General features: G+C 44.6%; 16 protein-coding genes. 6 read left to right on the top strand and 10 right to left on the bottom strand.

Features of this window, described 5'->3' with window-relative positions; translation table 11 throughout:
• The first annotated feature begins 12 nt into the window (after positions 1-12).
• The 6 genes from dnm_RS21010 to dnm_RS20985 all read left to right on the top strand — a co-directional run bounded on the left by dnm_RS21010 (position 13) and on the right by dnm_RS20985 (position 7,168).
• Positions 13-783, top strand: coding sequence for a DUF2162 domain-containing protein (locus dnm_RS21010; RefSeq protein WP_207678858.1), 771 nt, complete (start codon positions 13-15; stop codon positions 781-783).
• Positions 762-1,364, top strand: coding sequence for a MotA/TolQ/ExbB proton channel family protein (locus dnm_RS21005; protein ID WP_207678857.1), 603 nt, complete (start codon positions 762-764; stop codon positions 1,362-1,364). The genes dnm_RS21010 and dnm_RS21005 overlap by 22 nt, the downstream gene beginning before the upstream one ends.
• On the top strand, positions 1,364-1,723 hold the full coding sequence (locus dnm_RS21000) for a DUF2149 domain-containing protein (protein WP_207678856.1): 360 nt from the start codon (positions 1,364-1,366) through the stop codon (positions 1,721-1,723). The genes dnm_RS21005 and dnm_RS21000 overlap by 1 nt, the downstream gene beginning before the upstream one ends.
• Before the next feature lie 460 nt (positions 1,724-2,183).
• Positions 2,184-2,510, top strand: coding sequence for an SdpI family protein (locus dnm_RS20995; protein ID WP_207678855.1), 327 nt, complete (start codon positions 2,184-2,186; stop codon positions 2,508-2,510).
• A gap of 123 nt (positions 2,511-2,633) precedes the next feature.
• Entirely contained in the window at positions 2,634-6,551 is a 3,918-nt protein-coding gene (locus dnm_RS20990) for a cobaltochelatase subunit CobN (RefSeq protein ID WP_207678854.1), read from the top strand.
• Positions 6,548-7,168 carry a BadF/BadG/BcrA/BcrD ATPase family protein gene (locus tag dnm_RS20985; protein WP_207678853.1) on the top strand — a complete coding sequence of 207 codons (621 nt, stop codon included), beginning with the start codon at positions 6,548-6,550 and terminating at the stop codon, positions 7,166-7,168. Before dnm_RS20990 ends, dnm_RS20985 begins: the two co-directional genes overlap by 4 nt.
• Positions 7,169-7,823: 655 nt before the next feature.
• On the opposite strand, the gene tumE is transcribed toward dnm_RS20985, so the two are convergent.
• From tumE to dnm_RS20935, 10 genes are all read right to left on the bottom strand, one after another.
• On the bottom strand, positions 7,824-8,207 hold the full coding sequence (gene tumE / locus dnm_RS20980) for a toxin TumE (RefSeq protein ID WP_207678852.1): 384 nt from the start codon (positions 8,205-8,207) through the stop codon (positions 7,824-7,826).
• Positions 8,197-8,427: an antitoxin TumA gene (gene tumA, locus dnm_RS20975; RefSeq protein ID WP_207678851.1), complete on the bottom strand. Its 231-nt coding sequence runs from the start codon at positions 8,425-8,427 to the stop codon at positions 8,197-8,199. Before tumA (dnm_RS20975) ends, tumE begins: the two co-directional genes overlap by 11 nt.
• Before the next feature lie 302 nt (positions 8,428-8,729).
• A complete protein-coding gene (locus tag dnm_RS20970; RefSeq protein ID WP_207678850.1) occupies positions 8,730-9,029 on the bottom strand; it encodes a HigA family addiction module antitoxin in 300 nt (99 codons plus the stop codon).
• A gap of 8 nt (positions 9,030-9,037) precedes the next feature.
• A complete protein-coding gene (locus dnm_RS20965; RefSeq protein WP_207678849.1) occupies positions 9,038-9,319 on the bottom strand; it encodes a type II toxin-antitoxin system RelE/ParE family toxin in 282 nt (93 codons plus the stop codon).
• Positions 9,316-9,531 (bottom strand): antitoxin TumA, encoded by a 216-nt coding sequence (tumA, locus tag dnm_RS20960; RefSeq protein WP_207678848.1) that lies wholly within the window; start codon positions 9,529-9,531, stop codon positions 9,316-9,318. The genes dnm_RS20965 and tumA (dnm_RS20960) overlap by 4 nt, the downstream gene beginning before the upstream one ends.
• A gap of 292 nt (positions 9,532-9,823) precedes the next feature.
• A complete protein-coding gene (locus dnm_RS20955) occupies positions 9,824-10,120 on the bottom strand; it encodes a HigA family addiction module antitoxin (protein WP_207678847.1) in 297 nt (98 codons plus the stop codon).
• Positions 10,121-10,170: 50 nt separating this feature from the next.
• Positions 10,171-10,443 carry a hypothetical protein gene (locus dnm_RS20950; RefSeq protein ID WP_207678846.1) on the bottom strand — a complete coding sequence of 91 codons (273 nt, stop codon included), beginning with the start codon at positions 10,441-10,443 and terminating at the stop codon, positions 10,171-10,173.
• Positions 10,418-10,726, bottom strand: a complete 309-nt coding sequence (locus dnm_RS20945; protein WP_207678845.1) for a BrnT family toxin — start codon at positions 10,724-10,726, stop codon at positions 10,418-10,420. The genes dnm_RS20950 and dnm_RS20945 overlap by 26 nt, the downstream gene beginning before the upstream one ends.
• 308 nt (positions 10,727-11,034) lie before the next feature.
• On the bottom strand, positions 11,035-11,703 hold the full coding sequence (locus dnm_RS20940) for a WD40 repeat domain-containing protein (protein WP_207678844.1): 669 nt from the start codon (positions 11,701-11,703) through the stop codon (positions 11,035-11,037).
• Positions 11,678-14,173 carry an nSTAND1 domain-containing NTPase gene (locus dnm_RS20935; RefSeq protein WP_207678843.1) on the bottom strand — a complete coding sequence of 832 codons (2,496 nt, stop codon included), beginning with the start codon at positions 14,171-14,173 and terminating at the stop codon, positions 11,678-11,680. Before dnm_RS20935 ends, dnm_RS20940 begins: the two co-directional genes overlap by 26 nt.
• Positions 14,174-14,176: the final 3 nt, after the last annotated feature.

The following is a 14,176-nucleotide window of genomic DNA, read 5'->3' as shown; positions in this document are numbered from 1 at the left end:
AGGAATCGGATTATGGAACTTAAAGCGTTGATTCTGGGTCTGGCGTTTTCCATCGGTCTTTTTGCGTTGAAAAGCGGCGTAGGGCTTCACTATTTTGTGAGTCAGAAAAAACCCATGGGAATCAGGCTCGTTTTTTTGTCTGTCTTTGGCATAAGTTATTTTCTGATATTTATGATATCCTCTTACATTCTTCGCACCACGCATATCATTGAATATTTTGATACGCTTCAGACAGTCTTACAATCGGGAATATTTATTCATGTTCTCATGGCAGGTCTCCTGTTCATATGGGGTATCTTTCTTTTAACAAGTAAGAAAAAACACGGAGAACACGGGAGTCACGCATGGCTGATGCTGGCTGTTCCGTGCCCCGTGTGCATGATGACAATTTTTTTCAGTGCGGGCTTCCTCGTGGCATTCTTTCCGAGTTCGGGGCATTGGCCTGTATTGTTTGCATACCAGGGCTTTATGGGGATAAGCCTCGTCACCCTGCTCATACTGAGTTTCTGGAGAGGCAAATCAGAGATCTATCCGGAATCCATGCTGGGCGGTTTTATGATTTTCATTGCTGTTTATTTTGTTCTTGCCGTACTCATTATGCCTCAGTTCGGGGATATTGATAAGATTTATCGGCTGGCAAAGTATAATACCAACAAAGAACTGATAAGTGTTGGACAATCGTTTTCACTTTATACGGTCATAGTATCCGCTTTTTTGTTCGGATATTTGTCTATGATCAGAAAAATCAGGAGGACTGGACATTGGATATCGGCGCGATATTGAAATCGTTTATTTACCTTATTGCATCTTCGCTTCTCTACCCGGTTTTGTTTCTGCTTGTGATCGCAACCTTGTGGATCATGATATTTTCAGGTTCTTTTTTCGCTGAATGGCTCGAAAGACTGCGATTCACAAAATATGAACCTGTCCAGCTTCCCCATATTATCAGACAGGGGAAAGACCGGAGCATGTTCTCTCATCGGGTCGCACATTATACGCAGACGCTTGAAGCGTTGGCTAACAAAAACGAGATGACAGAACCGGAGGTTGAAAATATTTTCCAGGAGAGTACGCTCAGGATGTGGAAATCCATGGATATGCTGAGAATAATGGTCAGACTCGCGCCAGGTCTCGGACTGATCGGAACCCTTATTCCCATGGGCACGGGACTGGCCGCGCTGGGACAGGGGGATATGACCAAGCTCTCGACCGATCTGGTCATCGCCTTTACCACCACGGTGGTGGGGCTTGCAGTGGGGATGTTATCCTTCTTTTTCTACACCGTCAAAAGAAGATGGGTGGAAGAAGACATCAAACATATGGAACTTGCAACAGAACTGCTGGCAGGCGGAGAAAGGGAGTAATGAAGTATTTTAAAAAAAGGAGAATCAGCACAGGAAAAAAGTCTTTTGGCGCGCAGGCCTTTACGGACAATGATCCCCTTACTGGCATTGCCAATCTCTTTGACATCGGTCTGGTTTTTATCGTGGGGCTGCTTCTCACACTCTTTTCAGCCTATCATCTCCAGGACCTCTTTGATCAGAACACAGATATGACCATTATGAAGCAAAGTGCTAACGGAGAGATGGAGATTATCACGAAAAAAGGGAAAAAGGTCAAGGCCATGAAAGTTTCCAAAGAACAAGCCAAGGGACGGGGGCACCGTCTCGGCATTGCCTATAAATTGGAGGACGGAAGCGTGGTCTATGTCCCTGAGGATTAAAACATGCCCCTCTTTTTTGCTACGGGGATTTTGTGTAACTCGATGATTAATTTTTTATGAGCCGATTTCGACAAAAGCCTGTTATTCCTGCTTTCCCGGCCGGGCCGGAAAATCTCTGTGAAAATTATCAGTAAATTTCAGTCATCCGGGAAAAACTTGATTATCGAGTTATAAAAAAACAGAACCACAAAGAAATCAGGTAAGAAAAAGAAAAGGAACTTTCTTCCTTTTCTTATCTTACTTCCTTGTACCTCTTATCGAATTTTATAATTTCCCATACAGTAAAAAAAAACGTTTTTTGAAGGCAGAAACTTTTTTTTTAGTAAAGACGTGCCGGGTGCGCGGTACCCGCAAGGGCCGCTGGTCAATAGGATGGACCCGACAGCGCCCGGCATTTCTTTTCAAAAAAACAGATAGGTCCAGGATACGCGTCTCACCGCATAATTTGGGAAAGGAGCCTATGAACATCATTTCAGGAATAGCAAATGTTTTTTGCGGCGTGCTGTTTGTCTGCATCAGCATTCCGCTGTTGAAGGATATGATTCCGATGAACCGCTTTTACGGGTTTCGGTTTGCCAAGTCATTCGAATCAGAGAGAAACTGGTATCAGATCAACAAATATGGTGCAAAGCGGATGATCTTATGGTCTGTGCCGATTATCCTCATCGGAATTATCACTTTTTTTATCCCATTTTCCAGCAAAAGTTTGGGAACCCTGCTGGCACTCGTTCCCCTGCTGGTTATCATCCCTGCAATGGAAAGCTATTTTTACGCAAAGAAACTTTGAAGAAATAAGAGGATGTGCAAAATACCCGGGCAGAGCCTGTTCCTGAGTCCCCGAGGCGTGCTGAAATTTTTTTCAGCACACATCGGGGACTTGTTCCTGACATCCTGTGAATCGGAGAACACAATGAATTTAAGAAAACTTCTGGTCATAACCATACTGCTGCTTATTCCTTCGGTTACAAACGCCGGCAGCGTTTCCCTGCTGGTGATTGATGCCAATACTTATCTGGTAAATAAAGCTGTGAAGGGACTGGAGCTTCCTGAAAATATCCAAGTAAAGTATTTTACCCACGAAGACCTGACCAGAGATAAACAGGCAAACGATTTTGTTGACAAATCTGAAGTGATTATCGTGGATGTGATGATGCAGGAACTCAGCGAATATCTGATTCAGCATATCCGCTTTGAAGGAAAAAAAATTTATGCGGTCAGAGGCACGAGGGATGATGACGCACTCAAAGCAAAAGGATTTATCTTTGACTTGGATATTAAGGAGTATTACAGCCATCTGATACCGAAAAATATCCGAAATCTTGTTTACAAACTCATTCACAGGGAACTTAATGCCCCGGTTCATTACGATGATGTGATCAAACTCCCGGAACTCCGACTGTATCATCCGGATGCGGATGAAATTTTTACCTCATATGAGGCGTATGAGAAATGGTATGACCAGTCAGGACATAAAAAAAACGCGCCTCGGATTGGTGTCATGTGCTTTGGATCTTCTCTGATAGAAGGGCAAATGGCGCATATCAGTTATCTGATTCAGCGCCTGGAAACAGCAGGTTTCAACGTATTACCCGCATTTGGCAAAGATATTACGGTGCTTCGGAAAATCATAGCAGATGAAAACCGGAATGCCAGAGCGGATCTGATTCTGGCTTTTACGCTGAAATTTTACTCGACTATTGACGACGAACTGAAATCCCTCATCAATGACCTGAATATCCCGATTATCAATGCGGTCAATCTTTATTCCAGCACCATTGAAGAATGGCGAAAAGACCCGGTGGGCATTCCGCCCATGGATGTGATGTGGAACATTGCCAATTCGGAAATATCAGGCATTATCGAACCCACGCCGCTGTCAGGAAAGAAAAAGATATTTGACAAAGCATCCGGAAGAGATTTTTTTATTCATCTGCCCATCAAAGAGAATATTGAGCTGCTGATTCCGAGAATTCGGAAATGGGTGGCATTAAAACAAAAGGAAAACAAAGAAAAACAGATCGCGATTCTGTATTACAACCACAGTCAGGGCAAGCAGAATATCGGCGCGAGTTATCTGAATGTTTTCAGAAGCCTTGAACTGATTCTGAATCGTATGAAACAGGAAGGATACGCGGTCACACTTGATGAGCGGATCACCGAGGACGGCATCAAAGATTTGGTGTTAAAATATGGCAGAAATATCGGAAGCTGGTCCCCCGGAGAACTGGATAAAATGCTTTCAGAGGAAAAAGTGGTGCGCGTGCCCGTGTCCACCTACAAAACCTGGTTTGAAAAACTTCCCGAGGAATTCAAAGCAAATGTCATCCGGCAATGGGGAAAAGTCGAGGATTCCAAGATGATGATCAAAGACGGAAGTTTTGTCATGCCTGCGGTGATGCTGGGAAATGTGGTCATTCTGCCCGAACCGTCCAGGGGATGGGGAGATGATCCCATGAAGCTGTACCATGATCCCACGGTCTATCCGCATCATCAGTATATTGCAGCCTATCTGTGGCTAAAATATGAATTCAACGCGGATGCCATGATTCACCTCGGAACCCATGCGACTCACGAATGGCTTCCCGGAAAACAGGCCGGGCTTTCAGATTCCTGTCCGCCTGAGGTTCTGATTACGGATATCCCCAATCTTTATCCCTATATTGTGGATGACGTGGGCGAAGGCATTCAGGCAAAACGGAGAGGCCGGGGCGTCATCATTGATCACCTGACACCGCCGTTGAAAGAAAGCGGTCTGTATCATGAATACGCTGAACTGTATGACCTTATCAGCAGTTATAACCGCTCGGTTTCCGTGAAAAGCGAAACCTCGGAAGCCAAATTGGAGAAGATAAAACAAAAAGCAGTGAAAATGGGAATTGACAAAGACCTTGAGATCAAGGTCTTTGATGAAGAGGGGATTGAGGAGATCGAACATTATCTGCTGGAAGTCAAGACCAATTTCATGCCTTACGGAATGCACACATTTGGCAAATCCTTTGACGGCGACGCACTGGAGGACATGGTTAAGTGTGTGCTGAAACGGAACGATGATGTGAATCCGGATGATCTCAGGAAAGGCTTTGCCGCCTCTGGCCCCAGGGAAATTAATCACCTGATCAAAGGCTTAAATGGCGGTTACATTCCCTCGGGCGAAGGCAATGATCCCGTGAGAAATCCCTCTGCCATTCCCACGGGCAAGAATTTTTTCGGTTTTGATCCGGATAAGATTCCGTCCAAGGTTGCCTGGGAACTGGGAAAAAAGGCAGCAGAGGACATTATTGAAAAACATCTGAAAGAGAAAAAGACCTATCCTGAAAAAGTGGCCGTGGTGGTGTGGGCAACAGAGACCATCCGAAACGAAGGCATTAACGAAAGCACGATTCTGTATCTCATGGGCATGAAACCGGTGTGGGACAAGTCCGGCAGGGTAAAACGCGTTGAAGTGATTCCCGGCAGGGAACTGAAAAGACCCCGGATTGACGTGCTGATTAATCCCTCAGGGCTTTATCGTGACCTTTTCCCCAATATGCTGCTGTTTTTAGATGATGCGGTTCAGAAAGCCGCGGTTCAGGAAGACATTGAGAATCTGATTCGCAAACACACGGAGGAAATGCGGTCTCATCTGATCGCCTCGGGCATGGATGAAAAAGAAGCGGACCTGTTTTCAAAAATCAGGATATTCACAGAAAAGCCCGGAACCTACGGAACCGGTGTCTCTGAAATGACCAGTGCCTCAGGCGTGTGGGAATCAGATGAGGAAATTGTCAAGGTGTATGAGAACCGGGTGGGCTTTGCATTCGGACTGGGAAAATGGGGAGAACCCGCGCAGGAGGTGTTTAAAAATAATCTCAAACATGTGAACACAGCCATTCATTCTGTATCGTCCAATGTCTATGGCACCATGGATAATGACGATGTGTTCCAATATCTCGGAGGGCTTTCCCTGGCCGTGAAAAAGGAAAGCGGAGAAACACCGGATACTTTAATCAGTATGCAGCGGGACCCGGAAAAAGCTGAAATAGAAGATGTTGCCAAAACCATTGGCAGAGAACTCAGAAGCCGCTATTTCAATCCCAAATGGATTGAAGGCATGAAAAAAGAAAAATATGCCGGTGCCCGTGAAATTGAGAAATTCGTGGAATATATGTGGGGATGGCAGGTCACAGTTCCCTATGCTGTGGATAAAACCAAGTGGGAACAGACGTATGAGGTGTATGTGGAAGACAAATACGGGCTGGATATAAAGGAATTTTTCAACAAAGAAAATCCCTGGGCATATCAGTCCGTAACTGCCCGGATGCTGGAAACAGTTCGCAAAAAATACTGGCAGGCAGATGAAAAAGTGACGCAGAAGCTGGCCGTGGAATATGCTCTGAATGTTGTTGAAAAAGGCGTGGCCTGCTGTGATCATACATGCAACAATCCGGTTCTGAATCAGATGGTGGTCAATATTATTTCTCTGCCGGGTGTCATGTCGCCGGAAATGGTGGAGAAATTCAGAATGGCGATTGAACAGGCTGCTCAGAAATCTCTGGAAGAACAGGTCCGGGCCAGAAAGGAATTGCAAAAGCAGTTGAATGAGGGATTTGACAAAAACAAAAAATTCTCACAAAACAAAGAATCCTCGAAAAAAGCGGATTCGGAAAAACAAGAAGCAGCGTCAGCATCGGAGGCAGATTCAAAAAATGTTGAGGGATATAAAATGGAAGACATGCAACAGAAAGACGATACCACGGACATGTCCTCTTCAGGGGTTCAGTGGTTTGCCTCGGTTTTTGTTTTTCTGATACTCGGGTTGTTTGTATATGGCATGAAACGATTCAGATGAGTGATACCCATGATCCCGGCCTGGACAAGTCCGGCCCGCAGGCCCGCAAAGAATCGCTCATTCTGATTGAAGAAACTGCGGACGGGACAGATTATGCCACAACATTTACCTTGTTGTTGCACCGCTCCCTCACCGGCCATCTGAAGCTGGTTCCCGGACTGATGCTTCTGGGCATCACTGCCATAATCACTGCCCTGTTCGTCATTTATAAAAGGAGGTCAATGGTGATGGTTTTCAAATTACGCTTCATCACCCAGCATATCATGTTTCTGCTGCTCACCTACGGCGGCAGAGTCGGTATTCATCTGGGATATGCCCTGCCCTGCTTCAACAGCACCTGCGCTGTTTTTGCCGAAAGCGAAATGGTTTCTCTGATGGCAAAAGGCATTTCCAGGGAACGCATTATACAGGGGCTGCATGAATCCGTTGCCCGGCGAATTGTCAATCTGGCTGGCAGCCAGGACATGGAGGACGATTTTTATCTGGATGGCGGCGCGGCCAATAACCCGGGACTGGTCACCGCCATAGAAGATGAATTGTTCCGGGACATTCATGTGCTGCCTCACCCGCAGTTTACGGTGGCTTACGGGGCAGCCCGATCTCTGGAAACTCAATAAACAAGAGGGAAATGCAATAAGGTTTCACTCGATGATCAAGGTTTTTTCTGATTATAACGGATTTAGGGGATATCGGCAAAGGCCCATAGGGGCGACATGTTTGTAGCAGCTTGAAATGCATCTCGATTTTTCCACCGTTTTTATAACACCTGTGTATCCTGACCGCGTTATAAAAAGGTTTCGGACTGCTGTTGTCATTTTTCAGTTCTCCTTTGTTGATTGGTTCACCGCCCAATCAGCTTCTTGTTCCAGAATTTGGATGCTATTATAAAAGGATGCAGCCAATCTATGGTTCAGAGGCCAATATGTCATCACACAGACACCGCTCTTCATCGTTCAGCTTGGCATTTGGTTTTCTTCAGTGTTTGCAGAGCAGGGATGAAATGCCCACCGAAAGAATATGGTGGGCCATGCTTCGCTTTTGCCCACCCTGCATCGCTACAAGGATTTCGTATAAGAACGGGATTTCAATCCTTTTCTTATCAATCCCTATTCTTATAGAAAATCCCTGTAGAGAGAGAAAAAAAAATAATCATTCCCCCAATATATCATCACACAGACACCGATCTTCCTCGTTCAGCTTGACATTGGGGTTTTTCAGGTAGAGATGCAGCCATTAGCACATTAGTCCAACAAGTATAAAGGGTGATCTTTTTCAATAAACCTGCATAGATACTTCCTCAATCACCTTGAGTATTGAAGGTTTGTCAGACGGAATCACTTCACTTTTAAGGTGTTTGTGATGAGGAAAGCTGTCAATATTTGGAAAATGCGGCGTATTGTCATATCGGAAAACAAGGTTGTTTTCTCTGTCCTGAAAATGATAGCGATAGTCAAGATATTTTATCTGTCCTGCTTTTAGAATGATCGCTTCGTTCAGTTCCAGAAGATATCCGCTCAGAAAACGAATTCTGATTCGCAGGTTTGCACGGTCATATCCCAGGATTTCTTCTTTATATCGTTCTGTGTAAGCGTCTCTTAATCCCCGGATGGCGGATTCGATCTGGCTGAGATAATGGGATATCATGTCATGCGGCATTTTTCAATTGCCTTTCTATTTCGTTCCTGACTGCCATATAATGCTGATAATCGTTTGACCAGTTGACAAAGTCCGCGGTGTCCTCCGCCAGTCCCTTGCCATATTTGTGAAAAAAATCCTCCGAATCCATGTTGTATTTGTTTTCATAGCCTGTGAGACGTTTGGTTATTGCTATGAGCGCATCCACAGGTGAATCATATTCAATTCTTTGTTTTTGCATAATTCCTCCTTTGTATTTTATGAGTTTTGATATCGGGTTATCCCCGTTGCCCGAACCCTGATTAAAAGATTCGGGGATTTTCCTGATTTCGGTTTTTCCGATGATAAGGAAGATTCCTGAGAATCCGGCCGGACACAAATCCTGAAAATCTTTTCATCCTTTAATCAGGGTTCGGACAACGGTGAATCAGGGGTCAGCCAATATATCATCACACAGACACCGCTCTTCCTCGTTCAGCTTGGCACTGGAGCTTTTCAGTTAGTAAAGAACCCTGAACCGGGGTGTTATGCCTGAACCTCGGTTCAGACTGTTTTCAGCGGACTGATTTTCTCATATTCGTGGCTGTGAGCCTGAAATGTGTCCCATAAATCAACATTTCTTTGCAGGTTAAGCCAGAATTCTGTGCTTGTGTTGAAGAATCGTGCCAGACGAAATGCGATGTCGGAACTGACAGGATGTTCCCCGCTGACAAGCTCGTTTACAGTGTTCAGGGATATTCCAATAAATTCGGCAAGTTGTGATTCGGTCATTCCGAGAAGGTCAAGATATTCATATTTTAAAATTTCTCCCGGATGTGTCGGTCTTCTGTGTTTCGGCAGCATGATGTCTCCTAATGATATTGTACGAGTTCCACGTCATAGGCATCACCGTTTTCAAATCGGAAACAGAGTCTCCACGGACCATTGACAGAAATCGCATACTCTCCTTCACGCTCCCTGCTCAATGGATGAAGATGATTTCCCGGTGGTGATTCCAGATCTCTCAGCACTGAAGCTGAATTCAGCATATCAAGCTTATGTCTCAACTGACGTTTCAACTGAGAAGGAACCCGCTTGTGTTTTCCTCCATGAAAAAAAGCTTCAAGCCAATTCTGTTTGAATGTTTTAATCATAACAGACTCAGCCCCGGAAGTATTGCCATATAATGCTGATAATCGTTTGACCAGTTGACAAAGTCCTCGGTGTCCTCCGCCAGTCCCTTGCCATATTTGTCAAAAAAGTCCTCCGAATCCATGCTGTATTTGTTATCATAGCCTGTGAGACGTTTGCTTATTGCTGTAAGCGCATCCACAGGCGAATTATATTCAATTCTCCGTTTTTGCATAATTCCTCCTTTGTATTTTACGAGTTGCGATCTCCGGTTGTCCCCGTTGCCCGAACCCTGATTAAAAGATTCGGGGATTTTCCTGATTTCGGTTTTTCCGATCATCAGGAAGATTCCTGAGAATCCGGCAGGACACAAATCCTGAAAATCTTTTCATCCTTTAATCAGGGTTCGGACAACGGTGGATCACTGTCCCCCAATATATCATCACACAAACACCGCTCCTCCTCGTTCAGCTTGGCATTGGACATAAGAGCGTAGAGCCATTGGCAAATCTTGGATATTTTTCATCTCAGGCCGCATAAGGCTCTATTTTTCTGATTTCCTCAAAATGCTGAGAATGGCAGGCATCCCACAGATCAACCGCTGCTTGCAGATTCAGCCACATTTCGGGCGTTGTTTTTGTGAATCTGCCCAGACGCAGAGCCATGTCAGCGGAGATTCGCTCTTCCTCATTAATAATTCTGCTGATGGTTTCGGGCGATACGCCTATCGCTTTCGCCAGTTCTTTCTCTGTTACAGATAATTTCTTCAGAATATCTTCTCTGATAAATTCCCCGGGGTGGGTTGGTCTGTTTTTGGGTAACATGAAAAATCTCCTTTGTTTCATCAGGTGAGGGGAACTTTCCGGAGAGTCAGTTAGCTCACAGCAGCCATGACCTCATCAATGATTCGGGGATCAACATTGTGCTTTCCCAAGACCTTCCTTGCCTCCTGTGCGGCATTCTTTTTCCGAAGTTCGGCTAAGTCCTTTCGGAGTCCCTGCCCCACATAGAATCGGATAAGCGGCTGACAATCCGCCATACCTTTTGCCCGGGCCACACGCTCCAGGTCATCTGACACGTCGGCAGGTATTTTTAGCTGTATTGTAGTTGCCTGTCTGTCTTCAGACAAAATCATTTTCTTCTTCATATTGTCTCCTCTCCTTTTTGACAGCTTTTCTTGCGGATACGATCCGCCATGCCTCATCTCCTTTTTCTACTGAAACGACATAAAGCATCCGACCGGATTCCGAGTAACCGATAAGTCCCCGTCGCTCCTCTCCGTGCCGGCTTGCATCTTCCAATTTATAAAAAGGATCAAAGAATACTTCACATGCTTCTTCAAAAGAAATGTTATGGGATATCAGATTTTTTCGGGCTTTTTTCTCATCCCATACGAAATCAAAGCCGTTCAGGGTGTGCCAAATATCCAAATTAAATTCTCCTTACGATTTGCGATCTCCGGTTGTCCCCGCTGTCCGAACCCAGATTAAAGGATTCAGGGATTTTCCTGATCTCAGTTTTCCTGCTCATCAGGAAGATTCCTGTGAATCCGGCCGGACACAAATCCTGAAAATCTTTTCATCCTTTAATCAGGGTTCGGACAACGGCGGATCACTGTTCCCCAATATATCATCACACAGACACCGCTCTTCCTCGTTCAGCTTGGCATTGAGGTTTTCAGTTTCTTATTAATCCCTGTTCTTATAGAAAATCCCTGTAGAGAGAGAAAAAAAAATAATCATTCCCCTAAGATATCATCACACAAACACCGATCCTCTTCGCTCACATTTGGGTTGTTTTTCAGATAGCCATGCAACCATTTACAGGCACACAATAAAAGAGAATCCAAATCCCATTCGTTTTGTTTTTTGCGTTCGCTCCTGCTTTTCATATCCCACAACTTAATCGTTTTGTCCCAACTTCCCGATACAAGCATATCACCATCAGGGCTGAAGCTGATGCTGTTGACAGGATTGGAATGACCTTTTAATGTGTTGAGAACAATAAATTTTTCCATATCCCATATTTTGATTGTGCAGTCAAAACTTCCTGAGGCAAGAATTTTTCTATCAGGACTGAATTTAATACTTGTAACAGAATTGCTATGCCCTTTTAATACGTTAAGCTCCCTGCCATTTTTTATATTCCATAATCTGATTGTATTATCCCAACTGCCTGATGCAAGCCTATTGCCGTCCGGACTAAAATCAACGCTGGTAACGGAATGAGAATGTCCTTCTAATTTTTTGATTTCCCGTCCGCTTTCCAAATCCCATAATTTGACAGTATTGTCCCAGCTTCCCGAAGCCAGAATTTTGCTATCCGGACTGAAATTGGCGACCCTGACGGAATCTTTATGCCCCTCTAATGTATGAATTAAGTCACCAGTCTCTGCATTCCATAACATGATTGTATGATCTAAACGGTAATGTTCTAAAAGTGGAGCTGAACTTTTTAACCCTCTGAATCAATTTGGTAAATATCGGAGCAAGTCCAGTTTTAGAACACCACCGAAAAATTAACCCTGATCCCAGCAATATTTTCAATATGAAATCTAACTGGTGGGTATCAATTTCAAGCCATAGTCTCTTTAATTCGTTTTTTATTTCCGCACGGGTTTTCAGAGGCCGAGTGAAATTCTCATCCGTAAGCAGATACAGAATCAGATTGGCCGCATCTTTGTTTTCCATTCCGCAGTCTCCCACAGCCTCCTCTAAAAAATCTGAAATCAGTTCCTCTTTGGGCCTGTATTTCTCCAGAGAATCAATGGTCTTTTCCTCAATCCGGGTTCCGACAATCTGCAATTCAATGGGCCGCACTCCTTTTGAATCTTTAGCCAAATCATCCACAATGTTATCAATCAACTGATCTTCCAGTCGGAATTGAGAGCGTTGGGTCAGGCTTAGGATAACCTCTTTGGCATCGTTCTTTGTAAAATTTCCCAATGGATAGCGGATTTTCCGGGCCAGGATATCCCGATCCATGATATTAGCTTCCACAAACCCCTCGCTTTCCAAAAGATAATGCAGATAATCCTCTCTCAGAGACAATATCACTTTCACAAAAGAAATCTTATCAAGGCAGTCATTTAAAAAACCGTAAAATTTTTCCCGGTCACCCGGGTTCGGATTGGCAAAAAGGAATTCCTCGAACTGGTCAAAAATCAATACGGTCAGAAAATTCCGCTCGTCGTTTTTCTTCAGTTCATCCAAGATTTCTTCTGAAACCTCGGAGATTTTTAAAGCCTCGGAGAGACGCAGTTTCAATTCCGTCATCCAATTGACATAACTTCTCATCAGAACTGGCAGAACAGAGCGGCCTTGAATGCGCTTGCCTTTCAGTGCCGGTTCCAGCCCGGCCTCCAAAATTGAACTCTTTCCCACGCCGGACTGTCCGTGAAGCACAATCAGCTTATCCTTAGAATTTTCAAGCCGATGCATCAGTTTTTTAACATCAGTCCACCGTCCCGAAGCCTGAATCTCCTGAGCAATATCTCCTTTTTTGTTACGAGTCTGCCGCCGGGGTTTCAGTCGTCCCGCTCCGATAAAAGCCCGAAAACCGAACTGATATTCAAGAACATAGCGATCTTGTTTGATCCGAAACGCCTCAAGATAACGCTTCTGCTCAAAATAAAGATCATGCAGCAATAGCAGTATGTCGCTGTAAAGTTGGGGATTTAAATCCGGCTCTCCTTGTTTCTTTGCTTTTTCAAGATATGCAATGGCTTTTTCAGGTTCATTTAAGCATCGGTGGGCTTTTGCCAGAATCAGCCGGGCATTGTCCCTAATTTCAGGAGAATGCGTATCCAACGCCTTTTCAGCCAAATCGAGGACTTTTTTCGGTTTTCCCTTATTTAATGCTGCTTCTGCCAGAAATCGGTAACAATTCGCACATTCGGCAGTGTTGCCGCAGGTCTGATTCTGCGTCAGCGCCTTTTCCGCCACCTTTCCCAATTCTTCCCATTCTTCGGATCTTTCCAGAACCCCGCATAACTCACAAGCACACTTTGCCAGAACTTCTCCACGGGACTCAAAGCACTCCATACACTTTTGAAAACCGGATTTTGCCCCTTCTGAATCCCCCTTTCCCTCATGGCATCGGGCCATAAAACAGAACAATACTCCCTGATGTTCCGAGGCAGATATTTTCTGCCAAAAAGACAGGCTTTTTTCATAAAAGCAAATGGCTGAATCCCATTTTTCATTATGTTGCTCGTGCCCCCCCTGCAAAAGATATAAATTCGCTTTCAGTTCCGAGTCCGAATCCGAATAGCGGTTTTCCAAGTCTTTTAAAAAAAATTGAAATTCCTGAGTATCTGACAAGTCGCACAGAAAGCGGTTTCTTTCAAAAGATTCGGTTTTTTTTTCTCCCAAAATCTCCCTGAACAACTGTGCAGCATATCCCTGCAATGCCTCCTGAAGTTCCTGATCCGAAGGTTCAAAGCGAACATACGATCCTGACCAGTTCTCCAAATCCGGAGCAAGACGCATCAGTTTTATCAGGGCCTCGTCATTGAGCCACAGAATGAGGGGAAAGGAGAATGCTCGGCGGAATTCCTCCCGGGTCTGATTCGCAGCGCCAAAAAGCTCGTCAAGATGATCACATGTATCAAACCCCATCACAATTATGGCATCCGGGGTTTTGTTTTCCACGGCCTGAGAAAGTGTATGGTAAAGATTTGTTGTCTCAGGACCGAGCCTGACCTCCTGTATGTAGAGGGAACATGCTTTATGCAGGCGTTTCAGCACACGTTTTCCTAATTCCGCATAATTACATGCCGCCAGAATCAATGAAAATTCTCCCTCGGAAGCTTCAATGGTCCATATCATATCTGACAGGGCATCTTCCCAGGTTTGCACCTCTGTTTCATTCCTCATACT

This window comes from Desulfonema magnum, assembly GCF_017377395.1.
Classification (GTDB): Bacteria; Desulfobacterota; Desulfobacteria; order Desulfobacterales; family 4be13; genus Desulfonema_C; species Desulfonema_C magnum.
This window is presented reverse-complemented; position numbering and strand designations above follow the sequence as displayed.

What these genes read in the sequence shown, in the direction of transcription:
- tumE (WP_207678852.1), bottom strand. Translation starts at nt 8,207, where the DNA reads ATGCCGCATGACATGATATCCCATTATCTCAGCCAGATCGAATCCGCC.
- dnm_RS20950 (WP_207678846.1), bottom strand. Translation starts at nt 10,443, where the DNA reads ATGAAGAAGAAAATGATTTTGTCTGAAGACAGACAGGCAACTACAATA.
- tumA (WP_207678848.1), bottom strand. Translation starts at nt 9,531, where the DNA reads ATGCAAAAACGGAGAATTGAATATAATTCGCCTGTGGATGCGCTTACA.
- dnm_RS20955 (WP_207678847.1), bottom strand. Translation starts at nt 10,120, where the DNA reads ATGTTACCCAAAAACAGACCAACCCACCCCGGGGAATTTATCAGAGAA.
- dnm_RS20965 (WP_207678849.1), bottom strand. Translation starts at nt 9,319, where the DNA reads ATGATTAAAACATTCAAACAGAATTGGCTTGAAGCTTTTTTTCATGGA.
- dnm_RS21010 (WP_207678858.1), top strand. Translation starts at nt 13, where the DNA reads ATGGAACTTAAAGCGTTGATTCTGGGTCTGGCGTTTTCCATCGGTCTT.
- dnm_RS20990 (WP_207678854.1), top strand. Translation starts at nt 2,634, where the DNA reads ATGAATTTAAGAAAACTTCTGGTCATAACCATACTGCTGCTTATTCCT.
- dnm_RS21000 (WP_207678856.1), top strand. Translation starts at nt 1,364, where the DNA reads ATGAAGTATTTTAAAAAAAGGAGAATCAGCACAGGAAAAAAGTCTTTT.
- dnm_RS20940 (WP_207678844.1), bottom strand. Translation starts at nt 11,703, where the DNA reads ATGTTATGGAATGCAGAGACTGGTGACTTAATTCATACATTAGAGGGG.
- dnm_RS20995 (WP_207678855.1), top strand. Translation starts at nt 2,184, where the DNA reads ATGAACATCATTTCAGGAATAGCAAATGTTTTTTGCGGCGTGCTGTTT.
- tumA (WP_207678851.1), bottom strand. Translation starts at nt 8,427, where the DNA reads ATGCAAAAACAAAGAATTGAATATGATTCACCTGTGGATGCGCTCATA.
- dnm_RS20935 (WP_207678843.1), bottom strand. Translation starts at nt 14,173, where the DNA reads ATGAGGAATGAAACAGAGGTGCAAACCTGGGAAGATGCCCTGTCAGAT.
- dnm_RS20985 (WP_207678853.1), top strand. Translation starts at nt 6,548, where the DNA reads ATGAGTGATACCCATGATCCCGGCCTGGACAAGTCCGGCCCGCAGGCC.
- dnm_RS20970 (WP_207678850.1), bottom strand. Translation starts at nt 9,029, where the DNA reads ATGCTGCCGAAACACAGAAGACCGACACATCCGGGAGAAATTTTAAAA.